At 54.1% G+C, this 14,672-nt stretch carries 13 protein-coding genes; 2 read left to right on the top strand and 11 right to left on the bottom strand.

Annotation, left to right across the window (positions count from 1 at the left end; all coding sequences use genetic code 11):
- The first annotated feature begins 114 nt into the window (after positions 1–114).
- Entirely contained in the window at positions 115–642 is a 528-nt protein-coding gene (locus BN8_RS23200) for a DUF2911 domain-containing protein (RefSeq protein ID WP_009284389.1), read from the top strand.
- A gap of 3 nt (positions 643–645) precedes the next feature.
- Here the strand turns inward: BN8_RS23200 and hemA are convergent, their stop codons facing one another.
- The 8 genes from hemA to BN8_RS23160 all read right to left on the bottom strand — a co-directional run bounded on the left by hemA (position 646) and on the right by BN8_RS23160 (position 8,410).
- The gene (gene hemA / locus BN8_RS23195; protein ID WP_040006777.1) at positions 646–1,923 is read right to left on the bottom strand and encodes a glutamyl-tRNA reductase; all 1,278 of its coding nucleotides are present in this window, start codon (positions 1,921–1,923) and stop codon (positions 646–648) included.
- Positions 1,924–2,016: 93 nt separating this feature from the next.
- Entirely contained in the window at positions 2,017–2,493 is a 477-nt protein-coding gene (locus tag BN8_RS23190) for a group I truncated hemoglobin (RefSeq protein WP_009284387.1), read from the bottom strand.
- A gap of 79 nt (positions 2,494–2,572) precedes the next feature.
- Positions 2,573–2,998 (bottom strand): heavy-metal-associated domain-containing protein, encoded by a 426-nt coding sequence (locus BN8_RS23185; RefSeq protein WP_009284386.1) that lies wholly within the window; start codon positions 2,996–2,998, stop codon positions 2,573–2,575.
- A 184-nt stretch (positions 2,999–3,182) separates the two neighbouring features.
- Positions 3,183–4,124 (bottom strand): alpha/beta hydrolase, encoded by a 942-nt coding sequence (locus BN8_RS23180; protein WP_009284385.1) that lies wholly within the window; start codon positions 4,122–4,124, stop codon positions 3,183–3,185.
- Between the two features lie 83 nt (positions 4,125–4,207).
- Positions 4,208–5,548 (bottom strand): TolC family protein, encoded by a 1,341-nt coding sequence (locus BN8_RS23175; protein ID WP_009284384.1) that lies wholly within the window; start codon positions 5,546–5,548, stop codon positions 4,208–4,210.
- A gap of 13 nt (positions 5,549–5,561) precedes the next feature.
- Positions 5,562–6,680: an ABC transporter permease gene (locus BN8_RS23170; protein WP_009284383.1), complete on the bottom strand. Its 1,119-nt coding sequence runs from the start codon at positions 6,678–6,680 to the stop codon at positions 5,562–5,564.
- A gap of 33 nt (positions 6,681–6,713) precedes the next feature.
- A complete protein-coding gene (locus BN8_RS23165; protein WP_040006459.1) occupies positions 6,714–7,679 on the bottom strand; it encodes an HlyD family secretion protein in 966 nt (321 codons plus the stop codon).
- A gap of 35 nt (positions 7,680–7,714) precedes the next feature.
- Positions 7,715–8,410, bottom strand: coding sequence for an ABC transporter ATP-binding protein (locus tag BN8_RS23160; RefSeq protein ID WP_009284381.1), 696 nt, complete (start codon positions 8,408–8,410; stop codon positions 7,715–7,717).
- Positions 8,411–8,531: 121 nt separating this feature from the next.
- Here BN8_RS23160 and BN8_RS23155 point away from each other — a divergent pair, with 121 nt between their 5' ends.
- A complete protein-coding gene (locus BN8_RS23155; protein WP_009284380.1) occupies positions 8,532–9,197 on the top strand; it encodes a MarR family winged helix-turn-helix transcriptional regulator in 666 nt (221 codons plus the stop codon).
- A 77-nt stretch (positions 9,198–9,274) separates the two neighbouring features.
- Here BN8_RS23155 and BN8_RS32020 read toward each other — a convergent pair whose 3' ends face one another.
- The 3 genes from BN8_RS32020 to BN8_RS23140 all read right to left on the bottom strand — a co-directional run bounded on the left by BN8_RS32020 (position 9,275) and on the right by BN8_RS23140 (position 14,627).
- Entirely contained in the window at positions 9,275–10,498 is a 1,224-nt protein-coding gene (locus tag BN8_RS32020) for a thioredoxin family protein (protein WP_009284379.1), read from the bottom strand.
- A 166-nt stretch (positions 10,499–10,664) separates the two neighbouring features.
- Positions 10,665–12,704 (bottom strand): membrane protein, encoded by a 2,040-nt coding sequence (locus tag BN8_RS23145; RefSeq protein WP_009284378.1) that lies wholly within the window; start codon positions 12,702–12,704, stop codon positions 10,665–10,667.
- An 18-nt stretch (positions 12,705–12,722) separates the two neighbouring features.
- Positions 12,723–14,627: a 3-keto-alpha-glucoside-1,2-lyase-like domain-containing protein gene (locus BN8_RS23140; RefSeq protein ID WP_009284377.1), complete on the bottom strand. Its 1,905-nt coding sequence runs from the start codon at positions 14,625–14,627 to the stop codon at positions 12,723–12,725.
- Positions 14,628–14,672: the final 45 nt, after the last annotated feature.

Here is a 14,672-nt window from a genome sequence, read left to right as displayed (position 1 = left end):
TAAGAGGGTATAACAGCCGTGGTTGTTACACCCTCTTTCTTTTAGCACCATTACTTGTTTCAGGGGCGAGACAAGTAACTTGCAGGTGCCATCTCTACTAACCGAAACTGATCGATGCGACGTACACTACGGATTCTGGGCATCACCGCTGCCGTGTTAATAATTGCTTTTGTAGGATTTCGCTTATTTACGAAACAAAGCAGCCCCGAAGCTGTAGCCGAGGTCAATCAAAACGGCTTTGCAATCCGGGTCGATTACTGTCGGCCGTATAAAAAAGGCCGCGACATATTTGGTGGGCTGGTTCCATACGAAGAAGTATGGCGGACGGGGGCAAACGAAGCCACGCTCATAAAACTCGGTCAGGATGTGACAATAGGTGGTAAGCCGCTCAAGGCCGGGACGTATTCGCTCTGGTCAATTCCGTTCAAAGGCGGGTGGATCATGATCTTCAACGGCCAGACCGGCCAGTGGGGCACGCAGTACGATTCGTCAAAAGATGTACTTCGGGTACTGGTTACTAACCGCAAACGTAACCCACCGCTCGAGCAGTTTACCATTGAGTTCCAACCCCAGGCGGGCGGGGAGGATATGCTGCTGGCGTGGGATGACACCGAAGCGGTCGTGCCGTTCAGAAAGCAATGACGCCTAGCTAAGCGTAGAGGAGGCATGAAGTGGCCTATCCAGGGCGAACAACTCCTGAAGTACATCGGCGAGGGCGTTGGCTTCCCCACGTTTGCAGGCCGCCTTAAGTTGCAGCACCGGCTGCTTGATGATTTTCTGAATAATCCCCGACGTGATTTTGTCAACTCGGCTGGCTTCATCGGCCGACAGATGCTTGAGATGCCGTGCCAGTTCCTCTTTGCGGATCTGTTCAAGGGCGTCTTTGAAGCGCTGGATGGTAGGGGAGAGGCTCATTTCGCCGGTCCATTCATTGAAGCCATCGATCGCTTCCCGGACGATTTGCTCAACCTGGGGAATGGCAGCCAACCGTTTTTGCAAGGCAGCGTCGGCGCTGGAACGTAGCGTATCGATGTTGTACAACTCAAGACCCGGTACGTCTTCAATCGCGGGGTCAATGCTGCGCGGCACCGAAAGGTCAATGAAGTATTTGTAAGAGGTCAGGTTGAAAGACTGCACCGAGGTCTTGGTGATCAATGGCTCGCTTTTCTGCACGGACGATACAACGACGTCGGCCCGTTGAATCTCATCGATAAGTGCGTCGAAGGGAGCCACCCGGACATTGTGTTTTTCGGCCAGGGCGTCTGCTTTTGCGCGGGTTCGGTTAGTAATCGTAATCGAACCCAGATTGGCATCGAGGAGGTTTTTGAAAACGTCCTGTCCAATGTCGCCCAGACCAATCAGCAGAATACGAGGCTGAATCAAGGCTTGGGTCAGCGTTTCGATCAGATCAACGGTGGCGTATGACACAGAAGCCGCTCCTTCGCGGAAGCTGGTTTCCTGAGCCACCCGCTTGCTGGCGAAGAAGATCGTGTGCAGGAGCCGGTGCAGAAAAGGCCCAACGGTGTCAACATCGACGGCCCATTGATACGCCTGCCTGATCTGGTGCGTAATCTGCAAATCGCCTACGACCTTCGATTCCAGTCCAACCGATACGTTGAACAGGTGCAGAATGGCCTCATCGGGATTAGTCAGGTACCGAAAGCAGGCTGAGTACGTTAAATACGATACGCCTTTCTGAAAGCAAAGCAGTTTCGCTACCTGTTCGCTGTAATCGTTTTCCGCTACGTAATAGACCTCGGTTCGGTTGCAGGTCGATACAACCAGCCATTCATCAATACCACACAACTCCCGAATGGTTTGCAGGAACAGCTTCGTTTCAGCTTCGTTGAGTGCAAAACGCTCGCGGACGTCCAGCGGAGCCGTTCGGTGGGATAGACTGATGGCTTTGAGATGAAAACGCATACGGGTGAGTACAAACGGAAACCGGTAAGAAATAGGAGTTAATACGGTCATCAGGACCGCGTAGCCCTGATGACCCATGACCAAAAGAGGTGATTACTGGTTAACAATCTGACCTTTCAGTCCACCCAGCACCGACAGCAGTTCGCCCTGCTCCTTTGAGGGTACGCTGAATTTGTTCAGCGAGGCTACCAGGTCCGCTACGAGTGAATTAAACTCGTCGTCGGTGATTTTCATGCCTTTGTGCGCTGTGACCATGTCCTTACCCATGTATTTTTCAGGACCACCACTTGCCTGGCCAATCTGGTCGATGAGGTTGTTGCGCAGGGACGTAACGCGGGCCGTATTACCCTTCGCTACGTCGTCCAGCAAAGGCTGGAACGTACGCTTCATCTTGGGATCAGCGGCTACGTTTGCGATGAATTGGTCAACTACGGCAGAGATCGCATTTTTGCCGCCCAGGCGCTCATAAAGGGTTTGAGGAGCCGCTGGTTGATCGTCGTCCTTGTTGCAAGAGACAAAAGCGAAGCTACTCATCGCGATCATCGCGATGGCAAGAACCTTTTTTTGCATGATTGTAGAGAAATGAAACGTGGAAACTAAACGAACATATAGAGTATGTTGTCGTTGGCAGACTTCCGGAAGATGCGGTTTATCGGAAGTTTAAAGCATATTTGAATTGCTCAAGTTTCTGAATGTATTCGGCCGGGATGGGGCACTGCGGACCCGATGGCTCCACTGATTCAAAGGAAGGTTTCGCTACGTGTTTGAAGCGCTGCTGAATGTGGCGTTTCAAATCAGCTTCCGTCAACTGATCGGGGTCGTAGGTAACGGCCACCAGTCTGCTTTCCGGATTGGCCGTGCAGGCCGTAACGCCCGGCAGTTGTTCCAGACGCTGATCAAGTTCCGTGGCGGCTGCGGTTGTCTCTAAATCCCCCGCATTGAAGATCGCCATGCTGATGGGCTTTACTTTAGCATGAAGCGGTTTCTCTTCCCAGTTGGCCCATATGACCAGCGCCAGAAAGCTAAGCAGTAAGCTCCAGCCAATACCTTTTGCTGTAGTACGTACTATATGCATTGTCTGTGATAATTACCCAATTTACCACAGACATACGAGATGAGCAGACATACAGTTTTTTGAAATGAATAAAAAAATTAAAATATATTGTAAGATAAGTCTGTAGGAGTAGTATTTTATTTTGCGATACGTCCATAAGAACAAACCCCGCTTACATGACTTCTGTAGCGGGGTTTGGCGATGTTTACCGGTGGAAACTTTTGGCAATGAACGTCAGGGCTTCCGGCAGGCCCGTTCGCCAGTACGCCCAGGTGTGCCCACCGTCGCGAACGCGGTATTCATGCTCAATCCTGCGTTTCAGCAGTTCGATGTGCAACTGGGCATTAGCCGCTGAGAGCCCGTCGTCGTCGCCACAGTCGATATACCAGCGGACACGCTTCAAATCGCCCTCCGGTGCTGATCGGGCAAGGACCAGCGGACTGTTACGTTTCCAGTGAGCGGTTAAGCGTTCTTCACCTTTAACGGGCCCGCTCAGCAATGACGCGAACCGGTCGTTGTAGCGGTCATCGGGCATGGTAGCAATCGTTTCCTCGGTGAATACGGCCGCGCTCAGGGCTGCGCAGGAGCCGAACAGATCGGGATGGTGCATTGCCAGCAGCAACGAACCGTGGCCACCCATCGATAAGCCGGATACGGCCCGATATTCGCGCTGGGTGCGGGTGCGGTAGGCCGAATCAATACGTGGAATCAACTCCTGAACGAACATGTCCTCGTAGCGATACATGCTCTGGTAATCGTTCATGTACCACGTAACGCCCGCGTCAGGCATGACGATGATCATCGGCGGCAGTTCGCCGGACTTAATTTTCTCATCAACAATCCGGTCGGTTTCTCCAAACTGGATCCAGCTGGTTTCGTTGTCAGAATAACCGTGCAGCAGATACACAACCGGATACCGGCGATTCGATACGTAGTAATCTGGCGGTAAGTAAATGGAATAGCGAACCGCCCGGTTGAGCAACGAACTACCGAGGGTGATGCTTTCCAGCAAACGAGCCTGCGGAGCCGGAACGACCGGGACGGGGGCGTTGTTCTGCTGCTCCGTCAACTGGCGTCGACGCGACTGAGCCGGGGCCGTCAGTGAAAGGAGCAGCAGACATAGTAAGAAAAACGAAGGACGGGCCATAAAATCAAGGTGAATCAACGGTAATGTGACCGCTAATTTCGCAACGCTACAGCATATCCCTTATTGCAGCCCCGTTTTTTCCTTTAAAACTGATTGCTCGCTTTCTGCCACCTGACTTTGGCCAACAACAGGTCGTACGTACTGGTTAGCAGGTTGGTTTCGGCTTCCTCCAGCGATTTCTCAATGTTCAGCAGGTCGTTGTACAGAAGGGTACCCAGCCGATATTTTGCCTGATTGACCTGGTAGACCTGATTAGCCAACTGGTAGTTCTCACGGGCGTATTGCAGGTTCAGCCGGGCGTTTTGCAGATCGGTCTGGGCCGATTGCAGGTCGTAGTAGGCGGTTCGTTTCTGCTTCTCCAGATTGTGGGTGCTTACCTGCTGTCGTAGCGCGAATTCCTGCTTACTGAACCGGGTCGCGTACCGGTCAAATAGGGGTACGTTCAGTTGCAGGCCCACGTAGTTGAACGGTGTCCACGCCCGCCGTCCGAACAGATCGAGGTTGTTCCGCTGGTACAGCGTCGAGTAGTTGGCGTAAGCTGACAACGTGGGCGACTGGCCCTGCGCGGCCCGGTTGTAGCGGAGTCGGGCCAGCTCGGTATCCAGCAACGCTTTACGTACCTCCGGCCGGTTGCTGACCAACTGCACAAAATCAGCCTGCTCATTGGCTTCGTCCGTTGCGGTGGTCAGGCTGTCGGTTACGTTCAGCGGCTGCTGTTCGCTCAGGTTCAGCACCTGTGCGAGTTTCTGATAACTCAGCAGGAGGTTCTTTTCGGCCCGGCGTCGTTTGATGTCGGCGTTCTGTACGTCCAGCTTCACGCGGTTCAGGTCATCTTCCTGAATGGTACCGAGCCGTAGTTTGGCTTCCGTTGCTTCGAGGGAATTGCGGGAACGGGCCAGCGATTTTTCGGCCAGCGCTACTTCCTGTTTACGCAGGAGGGCGGCATAATACGCTTCCGAAATTTGAAGTCGGGTGTCGGCTTCGGTCTGGCGAAGACCTTCCCGCTCCGATTCAACCGTTTTCTGGTCGATCCGAATGTCGCGCCGGAGGGTGGGATTGATGATTCGCTGAGTGGCATCTAGCGCAAGCTGGTTGTAAAACTTGGTACCAAACTGCACCAGTTGGGGCGTGGTGCTGCCGAAGAAACCCTCGGGCAGTACCGTCGACTGAAGCTGGGTGTTGTAGCGTAAGTTAGCCGTTCCGTCAAGCTGAGGCAACCACTGGCTGCGATCTTTCCGGGTGGTGTTGTCGGCGATCTGAACAGTCAGTTGCTGCGACTGGATGTCGAGGCTGTTTTTCAGGCCAATGCGGATGGCGTCGTTCAGCGACAGCATCAGTGGCTGGCCGGACGAAGGCTGCGCCTGGCTCAGTAAGGGCACAAGCAGCCAGGCCATCATCAGATGGAAAAAATAAAACGCTTTCATGAAGGCTGATGAATTAGATTCGGAAGATTTGTACCGGTTCGAGTCGGGTAATTTTGCGCATGGCGAACAGACTGCTGATGATCGAGATAAAGAATGTGACCCCGACCAGAGAAGCCGTTAGCGTCGGGGTGAGCTGAATGTTCAGATTATCCCGCGTGGCCTGTACGAACAGATAAAGGAGCAAATACGCGATCAGAAAGCCGACAACGGCAAAGATGGTGGCCTGCATCAGGATGAGCCGACGAATGACGCCGTTGCTACCGCCGATGGCTTTCACGGTGCCGTAGTCGCGCAGCCGGTCATTGACGGCGGAAAACATCGTCAGGCCAACGATGGCAAAGCCGGTGATGACGGCAAAGACAACCAGCAGTCCGAACGACGCCACAATGCCGCTCGTCGTGGCCACGTACTGAAGCGTTTTGTCTACGAATGCCTGCCCTTCCCACGCCCGGATGCCGGGAATCTCGGCGTTGATGGCATCGACTACCTGCCGGGCCGGTACGTCTGAATGCCATTCAACCAGAAAGGCCGATGCCTGATTGGGTGATACGTTACCCAATCGTCGGGCGCGTTCGATCGTTGTGAAGCCATAAGCCACGCCCAGGCCCCGGGCCCCGCGCGTCTGGCCCACTACCACAACCCGCTGTCCGTTTAATTCGAAGCGGTCGCCGAGCCGGGAGTTGTTCAGCGTAGCCGCGTCCAGTTCATCAATCGTGACGGCTCCTTCCTGTAACAGCTTGAACGGATTGCCTTTGACCAGATTCCACGGGCCACCGGCAAACGTAGGTGCCTGTGTGCCGATCAGCGTCAGTGCGGCTTTGGTACCGTCCATAAATTTAGCGCTGCCGCCCGTAACAACCATCGGATTGACCCGCCGGACACCCGGAATGGATACGAGCTCCCGGCCAATCCGCATGTCGATCAGCGGCAGTTCGCCGACCTGCTGGGTTTTGTCGCTGACAACCCAGATGTATTGGGCATTGTAGCGAGCCAGCGAAATGAGTCCATCGAGCAGGCTGAAACAGATACCTACCTGCTGACCGATGAGAAAGACCGACAGAATGATGCCGAACAGAATGCCGAACATCTTGGCCTTGTCGTACCAGATAAATCGAAATGCGTCCTGAAACATCTGAATGTACAATTTAGGTTCGTACGAATGAGCTTATTGCAGCAGAATCAGGCAGTCGACGCGACTACCGATGAGCGGAGTACGGCCTGGTTCCAGCCGGATGTGTACTTCGCGTACGCGCCGGTCTTCCTGCTCGGTATTCTGATCGGTAAAGAGCGATTTCCGGCGGAGGTAGTCGGCCGTGAAGCTGACCGTTCCCCCCGCCAGCGTATCGCCGGTTGTCTGCGAGATGATGGCCGCCCGTTGCCCTGTTCTGACCCGATCAGCGTAGAGCTCGTCTACTTCGGTTTTCGCCACCAACGGCCCGGCCGCAGCAAATTCAGCAATCTGGGTGTCGTCGGTTACGTAGTCGCCGGGATTGACGTTGACCTTCAGAATTTTGCCTGCCTGCACTGTTGTAACCTTTTTCTGACTCACTACGGTGCGGTAGTAGTTGATGTCGGCCCGCAGTTCATGTAGCCGGTTTGTGGCTTCCAGTACGTCGGCTTTGGCCGAGGCTACGTCGGTAGCCAGCCGGTCCAGCGCGGCTTTGCTCTCGTCGAGCGCCTGTTTCGTCTGGGCTTTGGCCTCAACGAGCTTCAGGTTACGTTCGTAGGTATCCCGAGCCTTCTGCCAATCTACGTTCAGGCCATTCAGCCGGGCTTGTCTGGCCTGGATACTGGCCTGCTGGGTCGCTATTTTGCTCTGGGCCTGGGTTAGTTGAGCTGTTTCGACGGCGACCTCTACGTTAATGAGCGATTGGCCGCTTTGTACAGCCTGATTCTCGTCGATCAATACGTTCAGAACTTTGCCGCTGGTACCGGCCGTAATGTTCAGAATGCCGTCCTCAGGTTCGATGCGGGCCACGCCCATTACCCGATTGACAGCCACCGGCGTTTGTACGGAATCAGGCTTGGCTGCCGATTCTTCCTTACCGTTCGATTCGCTGCAGGAAGTTACATTGAGAAGCACGGCCGATGCTACCAGCAATGCGCCTACGGTTTGAAAATTGCACTGCATGACGTTAGTTGTATGATGTGTTTGCATAAAAAATACTAGTCCATGAGGTCGGCCGGTTGGTTGCCGAGCTGCGACACCACCCCGTTTTTAACCTGTACGGCCCGGTCGGCGTAGCGTTGAAGCCGGGGGTCGTGGGTCACTACGGCGACTGATTTACCGGTCAGCGTCAGGTTTTTCAGTTCCTCCATGACTACGTCGAGCGAGTCCTTGTCCAGCGATGCCGTTGGTTCGTCGCAGAGAACAAGTTTGGGGTCAGTTACCAACGCCCGCGCAATGGCAATACGTTGCTGTTCACCACCAGACAGGGTCCTGGGCAGGTTTTTCCGCCGGTGGGTCATCCTGACTTTTTCGAGCGCTTCCAGTGTACGCCGGTTGATTTCGGCTGCCGGAAGCCGTTGCATTTTCAGCGGAAAGGCCACGTTCTGCTCGGCCGTTAGCGGGGCCAGCAGATTGAACTGCTGAAAAACAAAGCCAATGGTGTTCAGCCGTAGCGTGGCCATCTCCCGGGCCGACAACTGATTCACGTCCTGATGCGCGATAAGTAACTTACCCTCGGTTGGATTAATCAGGCAACCGAGTAAGGAGAGCAGGGTAGTTTTTCCTGATCCGGAAGGGCCAATGATCAGAAGTAACTCGCCTTCGTTTAACTGTAACGAAGTCGTAGACAGGGCCGTAATCGTTTGGTCGCCAGTACGGTACAGTTTGTTTGCGTTGATAAGCTGAGCGATCATATACTACCATTTTGAAATTTATGATGCAATAATATTTCATATTGGTAATAAATACAACTAATTGGTAGTAATTGTTTTAAATTTGTTTTAGTTTGGTAGTTGAATTAAGGTTAGTACGAAAATGGCGTATAGGAAAAACCCGGTTATTGAGTTAGTTAAGGCGTGGGAACTGTTTGAGCAGACAAACGCGGGAGACAGTATTGAAGACTTTTGCCGGTATTATTTGCGAGAGCGTAAAGTCGATACATTCCGACAGGCAGTGAATGAAACCAGTGACGAAATACCCACTGGCATGCGGCCTTCGGATGCATTAGTTGTTGTGGTGGCTCGTGTCAATAAGTACACCAGTTTTTACACGCGCAAAGTGATGCAGCACCTGCCGGTCGATAACGGCGAGGATTTTGCGTATCTGGCTACGCTGCATTTTGAAGGAGGAATGCGCAAAGGCGAATTGATCAATGCCAATATTTCTGAATTTACGACCGGCACCAATGTCATCAATCGCCTGTTGAAACACGGGCTCGTCGAGGAGTTTCCGGACCCGGTCGATGCCCGGTCGAAGCAGGTAAAAATTACTGACAAAGGCGTGCAGTGGATTCACGACTGCATGCCGGATATGCTCAGCGTGACCGATTTGTTGATGAACGGCGTGCTGACGGATGAGGAGATGCGGGTTGCGTTTCTGATCCTGAATAAACTGGACCGGTATCATGCTCCGTTGTTCGCGGAGTTCAGAACGCAGAAAGTGGATGAGATCCGGGAACGGCTGGCCAGCCGGCAGGCGTAGTGCAGAACTGCCTGGCCAATCCGACGCTGCCTAAAAAAAGACCCCGATAGTCGGGGTCTTGCACGGACGTGGTGCCGTTAAATGGCTCGGCGTTTCTGCATTTTCTGCAGTGTGGCTTCGTAACTGCTTGTATCATCGCCCGCAGCCCTGGCTATGTCGATTGCTTTCTGCTGAAGCTGTATAGCTTCTTCGCGTTCGCCCAGCCGGTAGCGCAGCCACGCCTGGAGGCTGGTGTTCAGCGAAGTCGAAAGAATCTCATTGCTAGTACCAAGCCAGCTCAGAACGTTTCTGAGTCGGGTATCGTCCTTTATGTTTTGCGCGTAGTAAAACCCAATGTTACACAGCAAATAGTAATTCTTTTCAAAAGAAGCGAGGTTTTGCTGTTTAAAGTCCGTCGTCAGGGTTGGCAGCAGATGGCGGGCGGTAAATGCATCGGCTTGGTCGGCGTAGGCTTTCCAGTCTTCGGCCGTTGCATAATACGTCAGGTAATGCGTCGCGTTCGAGAACGCTGCGTTTTCAGGGGTTTCCAGTTGGTCCACCAGTTGGCAGACTGATTCCAGCAGTTTTTTGTCGCGTTGCTGACCGGCGGCATTTACATCGTTGCTGAGAATAACGTCAACGGCCCTGCGAAACCGAGTTTCCTGCCTCCGGCTGAAAAGGGTTTCGAAAGCCGCTCCCCGGCAGGTTGTCGTGTGTGCCAGGAGCAACGACGTAATGGCCGGTGTCGATAGCGAATCAATCGGCAGGTTTTTGACGTAGTCGTTCAGCAGCGAAGCGGTTTCCAGACCAACAGATCGACGCAGCCGAAGGTACATGGACATAAAAGAGCTTTGCCGATTTCCTTCCCGGAATTGTGCGTCGCATAGCGATAAGGTCATGCCTGCCGGGGTTTTTCGGAATACCCGCTGGCCTTCCTGCTCAAATTCATACGCCGATTTGGAACCGACCCACGAATCAATCAATTGGCCATTCCCATCCACGAACAACGCCGTAGGATAGGCCTGCACCCTATAGTTTTGAGCGATGGTCCGGCCTTCGCCCCGCTCGGCGTCAACTTTATAGTTCAGAAAGAACGTATTAAAGGTTTTGGCTACCTTTTTGTCGGTAAAAACAAATCGATCCAGCATTTTGCATGGGCCGCACCAGGTTGCATAGACATCGACGAATATGAGCTTGTTTTCGGCTTTGGCCCGGGCCAGCATATCATTCCAGCTTCCTTTTTCAAAAGCGACCTGCTGGGCGAACGAACTTGAAGCAAGGAGGGTCAGGCAGGCGGATAGGAGCAAACAAAAGCGGATCATGGCGTAGGATCGATGTTTGTCAAATATATATGAGCTTTTATTAATTAGTCAACTATGTAAACGACATTTTATTTTTAGATAATCTAACGGTATCATTCCCGCAAAAATTGGACAAGAAAAAACCCGACCACTGACGCGATCGGGTTGTCTAACGGAATCGTTTTGCTTATGGCTTGTCAACCTCGGCTGACTGGCTTGCTGCACCATTTGATCCCAGCGAGTTGATCCAGGCTGCTATCTTCAGCGCATCGGCTTTCGGCACCTGCGGCATCGGCGGCATTTCGGTGGCGTAGTCCGGCCAGTTCTGTGGCTTGGGATTGTAGATCAAATCGACAATCTGGTCGTTGGTGTACCGGCGCTTCGCTACGTCCTTGTAGGCCGGCCCTACCTGCCGTTTGTCGGTATTGTGGCAGGCCAGGCAGGTATAGCGACTCAGCAAACCTTTCACTTCCTCATAGGTAGGCGCTTTGGCCATCGTAACGGCCTGACCTTCCTTCAGCTTGGGCTTACCGCCCGTTGTGGCTGGCTTAGCGCCCGCTTTAGCCGGAGCCGCTTTCTTGCCGGCGGCCGGTGCGGCAGTTGCCGCGGGGGTAGTAACGGGTGTAGCTGAGTTCCGCGTACTGACCTCGGTCATGGCCAGTTTCTGACCCTCGGGAATGTTATTCAGCGTGTAGTACGCAATCGGGTGAACCAGCGAATACGATCCTTCCGTAGCCCGTACGCCGTCGAGGGTCAACTGGTGGACGTAGTACCGACGTAGGTTGTCCACGATCAAGCGGGCTTTCATTCCATCTTCCGATACCTTCACGCCTTTGATTGGCAACGCTTCCTTGTTGATGGTCGGACTACCGTATACCGAGTGATACTTGTAAATAAAGCTTTCAACGCGGTACGACGCCAGATCTTCGGCTGTTTTGCGGTCAACGGGTTTGGTGAACTCAACCTCGAAGCCGTCGGGCATAGCTTTTACAGTGCGCATCTCAAACGGTACGATACCATTCCACACCAAACGCTGCAAGCCTTCGTTGGCTTCGCCGGCCGAACCCCAGCCCCGGTTGGTTTCGCCGACCATCAGCGAGCCATCCTTTGCCCAGGCCATGCGCAGCACACCAGACTGGAAACCATTCCGGAAATCAATAGCGCCACCCTGATACTCGCCGTTTACTTTTTCCATGAACACGCGCGAAATCTTACTCATGCCCTGATCGCCCACCAGCAACTGACCCGCGAACGGCCCGAATGCGCCCTGTGGAATTTCAAGAATTTCAGAGTTGGAAATCCCCAGAATACCATGAGGGAGCCACACGGCCGGTGTTTGAACGTTGGTGCCCGGGAACTTGTCTTTCATCTGATACAGCAGATTCGGCGTCTCGTTCACAATGTTTTCAGGTTTGATGGCCCGACCGTTTTCGTCCCGGCGACGCCGTTCATCGATCTGAGCATTGAACTGCTCGGCCGTCAGCTTGACGGGGGAATTGGCGGTTCCTGTCCAGCGCAGACCCGCCGGGTGACCAACGAACGCGCCTTTCTTGACGTGAACGATACCGCCCGATCCCATCCAGTCGCCCTGGTTGTCGGCGTAGAATAGTTCACCGTCGTAGATGCCCAGTCCGCAGGGCGAACGCATACCGGTTGCCCACGGCTCCATCGTACCGTTTTCGTGAATCTTCATGGTCCAGCCGCGCCAGGGTACCCGGCTTTCACCGCGCCACCACTCTTCGTTACCGAACGCTACGTTGCCCGTCACGAAAAACGAACCGTCGGGGGCAATCTTCGGCCCGAAACTGTACTCGTGGTAGTGACCTGACAGGGGCCAGGCAAACACCGTTTCGATTACGTCGGCTTTACCGTCCTTGTTGGAATCGACCAATTTGGTCAGCTCACCGCGCTGGGCGCAGTAGAGGGCTCCGTCTTTGTAGGTCAGGCCAAGAATTTCGTGCAGACCCGATGCGAACTTGCGGAAGTACGGTCGGCGACTGGTTGGGTTTTCCACGATCCAGATGTCACCCCGGCGGGTAGCAACGCCCAGATCGCCGTTCGGCAGTACGGTCAGACCGCCCACTTCGAGCAACGTACCCTCGGGGGCCGTCACCTTCATAATTTTGAAGAAATCCTCCTCTTTAGGCGATTCCTGCGCCCGCAATGGCTGGGTTGCCAGGGTTAGCATGCCGGCCGCAACGAGCAGGTAGTTATGTATCCGTTTCATACTGTGATGTTGAGGTCTTTAGAAGAGTATGGAATAACTCAGCTTGCCGGATTTAATCGGAATAATCAGTTCCTGACCATTGCTGGTTGGCCGAACGATGGGTGAAGCACCACCCCCGTCGTCGACCCGAACGTAGGCTTGCCCGTCGATGACGTACATGCCGGTTTCGAGCGGATTAATGGTCGTACCACTGGCGATCCGGGCGTACAGACCACTCGCCGGGTTCTGAATCGTTACGTCCCGGCGAATGCCCTGGCTGTTGTCCAGTACCCGGGTCTTATCTTCGACCGTAGCGCCGTAGCTCAGGTAGCGGAACGTTGGCCGGTCGTTTTCGTCCAGCATATATCCTTTTGACCGGTAGTTGCTGCCGGTCGTGTCGGAAGGCCAGTTAGCCTCCGTTGACGATAATTTAGTCAGGAACAGCACCGGCATACCCATGCGCTGCACCATGCCCATCGGCCGCGATGAACCATCGCCCCGCTCGTGCCACATCGGTGTAGCGTCGAGGAAATCACCCCGCCACACCTGTACCAGGGCACCCCGGTCCAGATCGTAGGTGTAATGAACCTGTTCGGGGCTACCTACGGACACCGCATGAACGACCCGGAAGGCTGGCTGGCCGTTAAGCCGGGACGAGTTCACTGCGTTGGTGTTGATGCCCGGAATGTCCATGAAGCTGCGCAGGATGGTGTTCGTCTGAGCCTCTACAATAATTGGGTCAACATCGCCACCACCACCGGCTTCGGTAGCGCTGATGGTGAATTCACGAACGCCCGGTCCGGCTACCGCCAGACCAAGGGACGGCTGTGCCCACTCGACAAATTTTGTATATGTCAGCTCAAACGGCATATCGCCGGCGGGTAGGGTTGCTTTCCCGTTGGCCGACCGACTGTTGGGCGTAACAACCGTCTGGTTGTTAATTTTTAACGTACCACGGCCACCCGCAGCGCCCAGATTGAAGGTGTATTCGCCCGGTTGCTTAACCCGCAACGTACCCGAGTAGCGAATGAGAAAATCGTTTGGCAGGCGGCTAACCGAAGCCGTCAGGATAGGCGACAGACCTTCAGACTCAGGTGCGATGCCGCCGAAATCAGCGGGATCGGCCTTCTGAAAATTGCCTTTGTAAACAGTGTATTTCAGATCGACCAGTTCGGGGCGAGGCTTATCGTAGATAACGTACCGGATGTTCCGGAACGCTACCGGGCCGTGGTCGCCCTGGAACATCAGCGGGCCAAGCGCCACCTCGTCGTTGGCCATCGATGCCCGCGTCGGTCCCGACAGTTCAACGTTTTCGTGGATGGTAACGCCGTTTAGTTCGACGCGAAGCATCCGGGCGTTTTCCGTTTTCTGTCCGTTGGCGCTGAAACGGGGCGCCTGAAATGAGATCTTCAGGTGCTGCCACAGGCCGGGTGCCCGGCTGGCGTTCTGGCGGGCGGGGTGCCCTTCATAGCCGTTCTGCCCTTCGGGGCGCTTCTCGTCCCAACGTTCGTAGATAGAACCGTTGTCGATGGCGCGGGGTGCCTTAACCCCCCAGCTATCGAATAACTGCACTTCGTAGCGACCCTGGAGATAAACCCCCGAATTGGAATTTCGGGCGATCATGTAGTCCAGTTCCAGATCCAGGTCGCCATGTTGCACGTTAGTCAGCAGATTGTATTGCTGGCCGGTTTGCTGCTTCTCCGGGAGAGTAACCAGAATGCCCGTTCCTTTTTCGGTAGTCAGGCTATTATCTTTTTTCAAGTCGGCGCGGACGCCCCCAACGATGCGCCAGTTGGCCGTTGGTGATTTAAAAGCGCTTAAATCGGTAAGTGGTAATGAGGTGGTGGCCGTTGGGTTTGGTTGCGCGAAAGCCAGACCGGTACCGAGTGTCCAGCCGGCGCTCAGCACCCAGCGAGTGAACGACCTAAGGGATTGTTTTACCATGAACAGAACAATATTTTAGGGCTTAAATTTACCATTTTTTCAATA

The organism is Fibrisoma limi BUZ 3, from assembly GCF_000296815.2.
GTDB classification, from domain to species: domain Bacteria; phylum Bacteroidota; class Bacteroidia; order Cytophagales; family Spirosomataceae; genus Fibrisoma; species Fibrisoma limi.
This window is presented reverse-complemented; position numbering and strand designations above follow the sequence as displayed.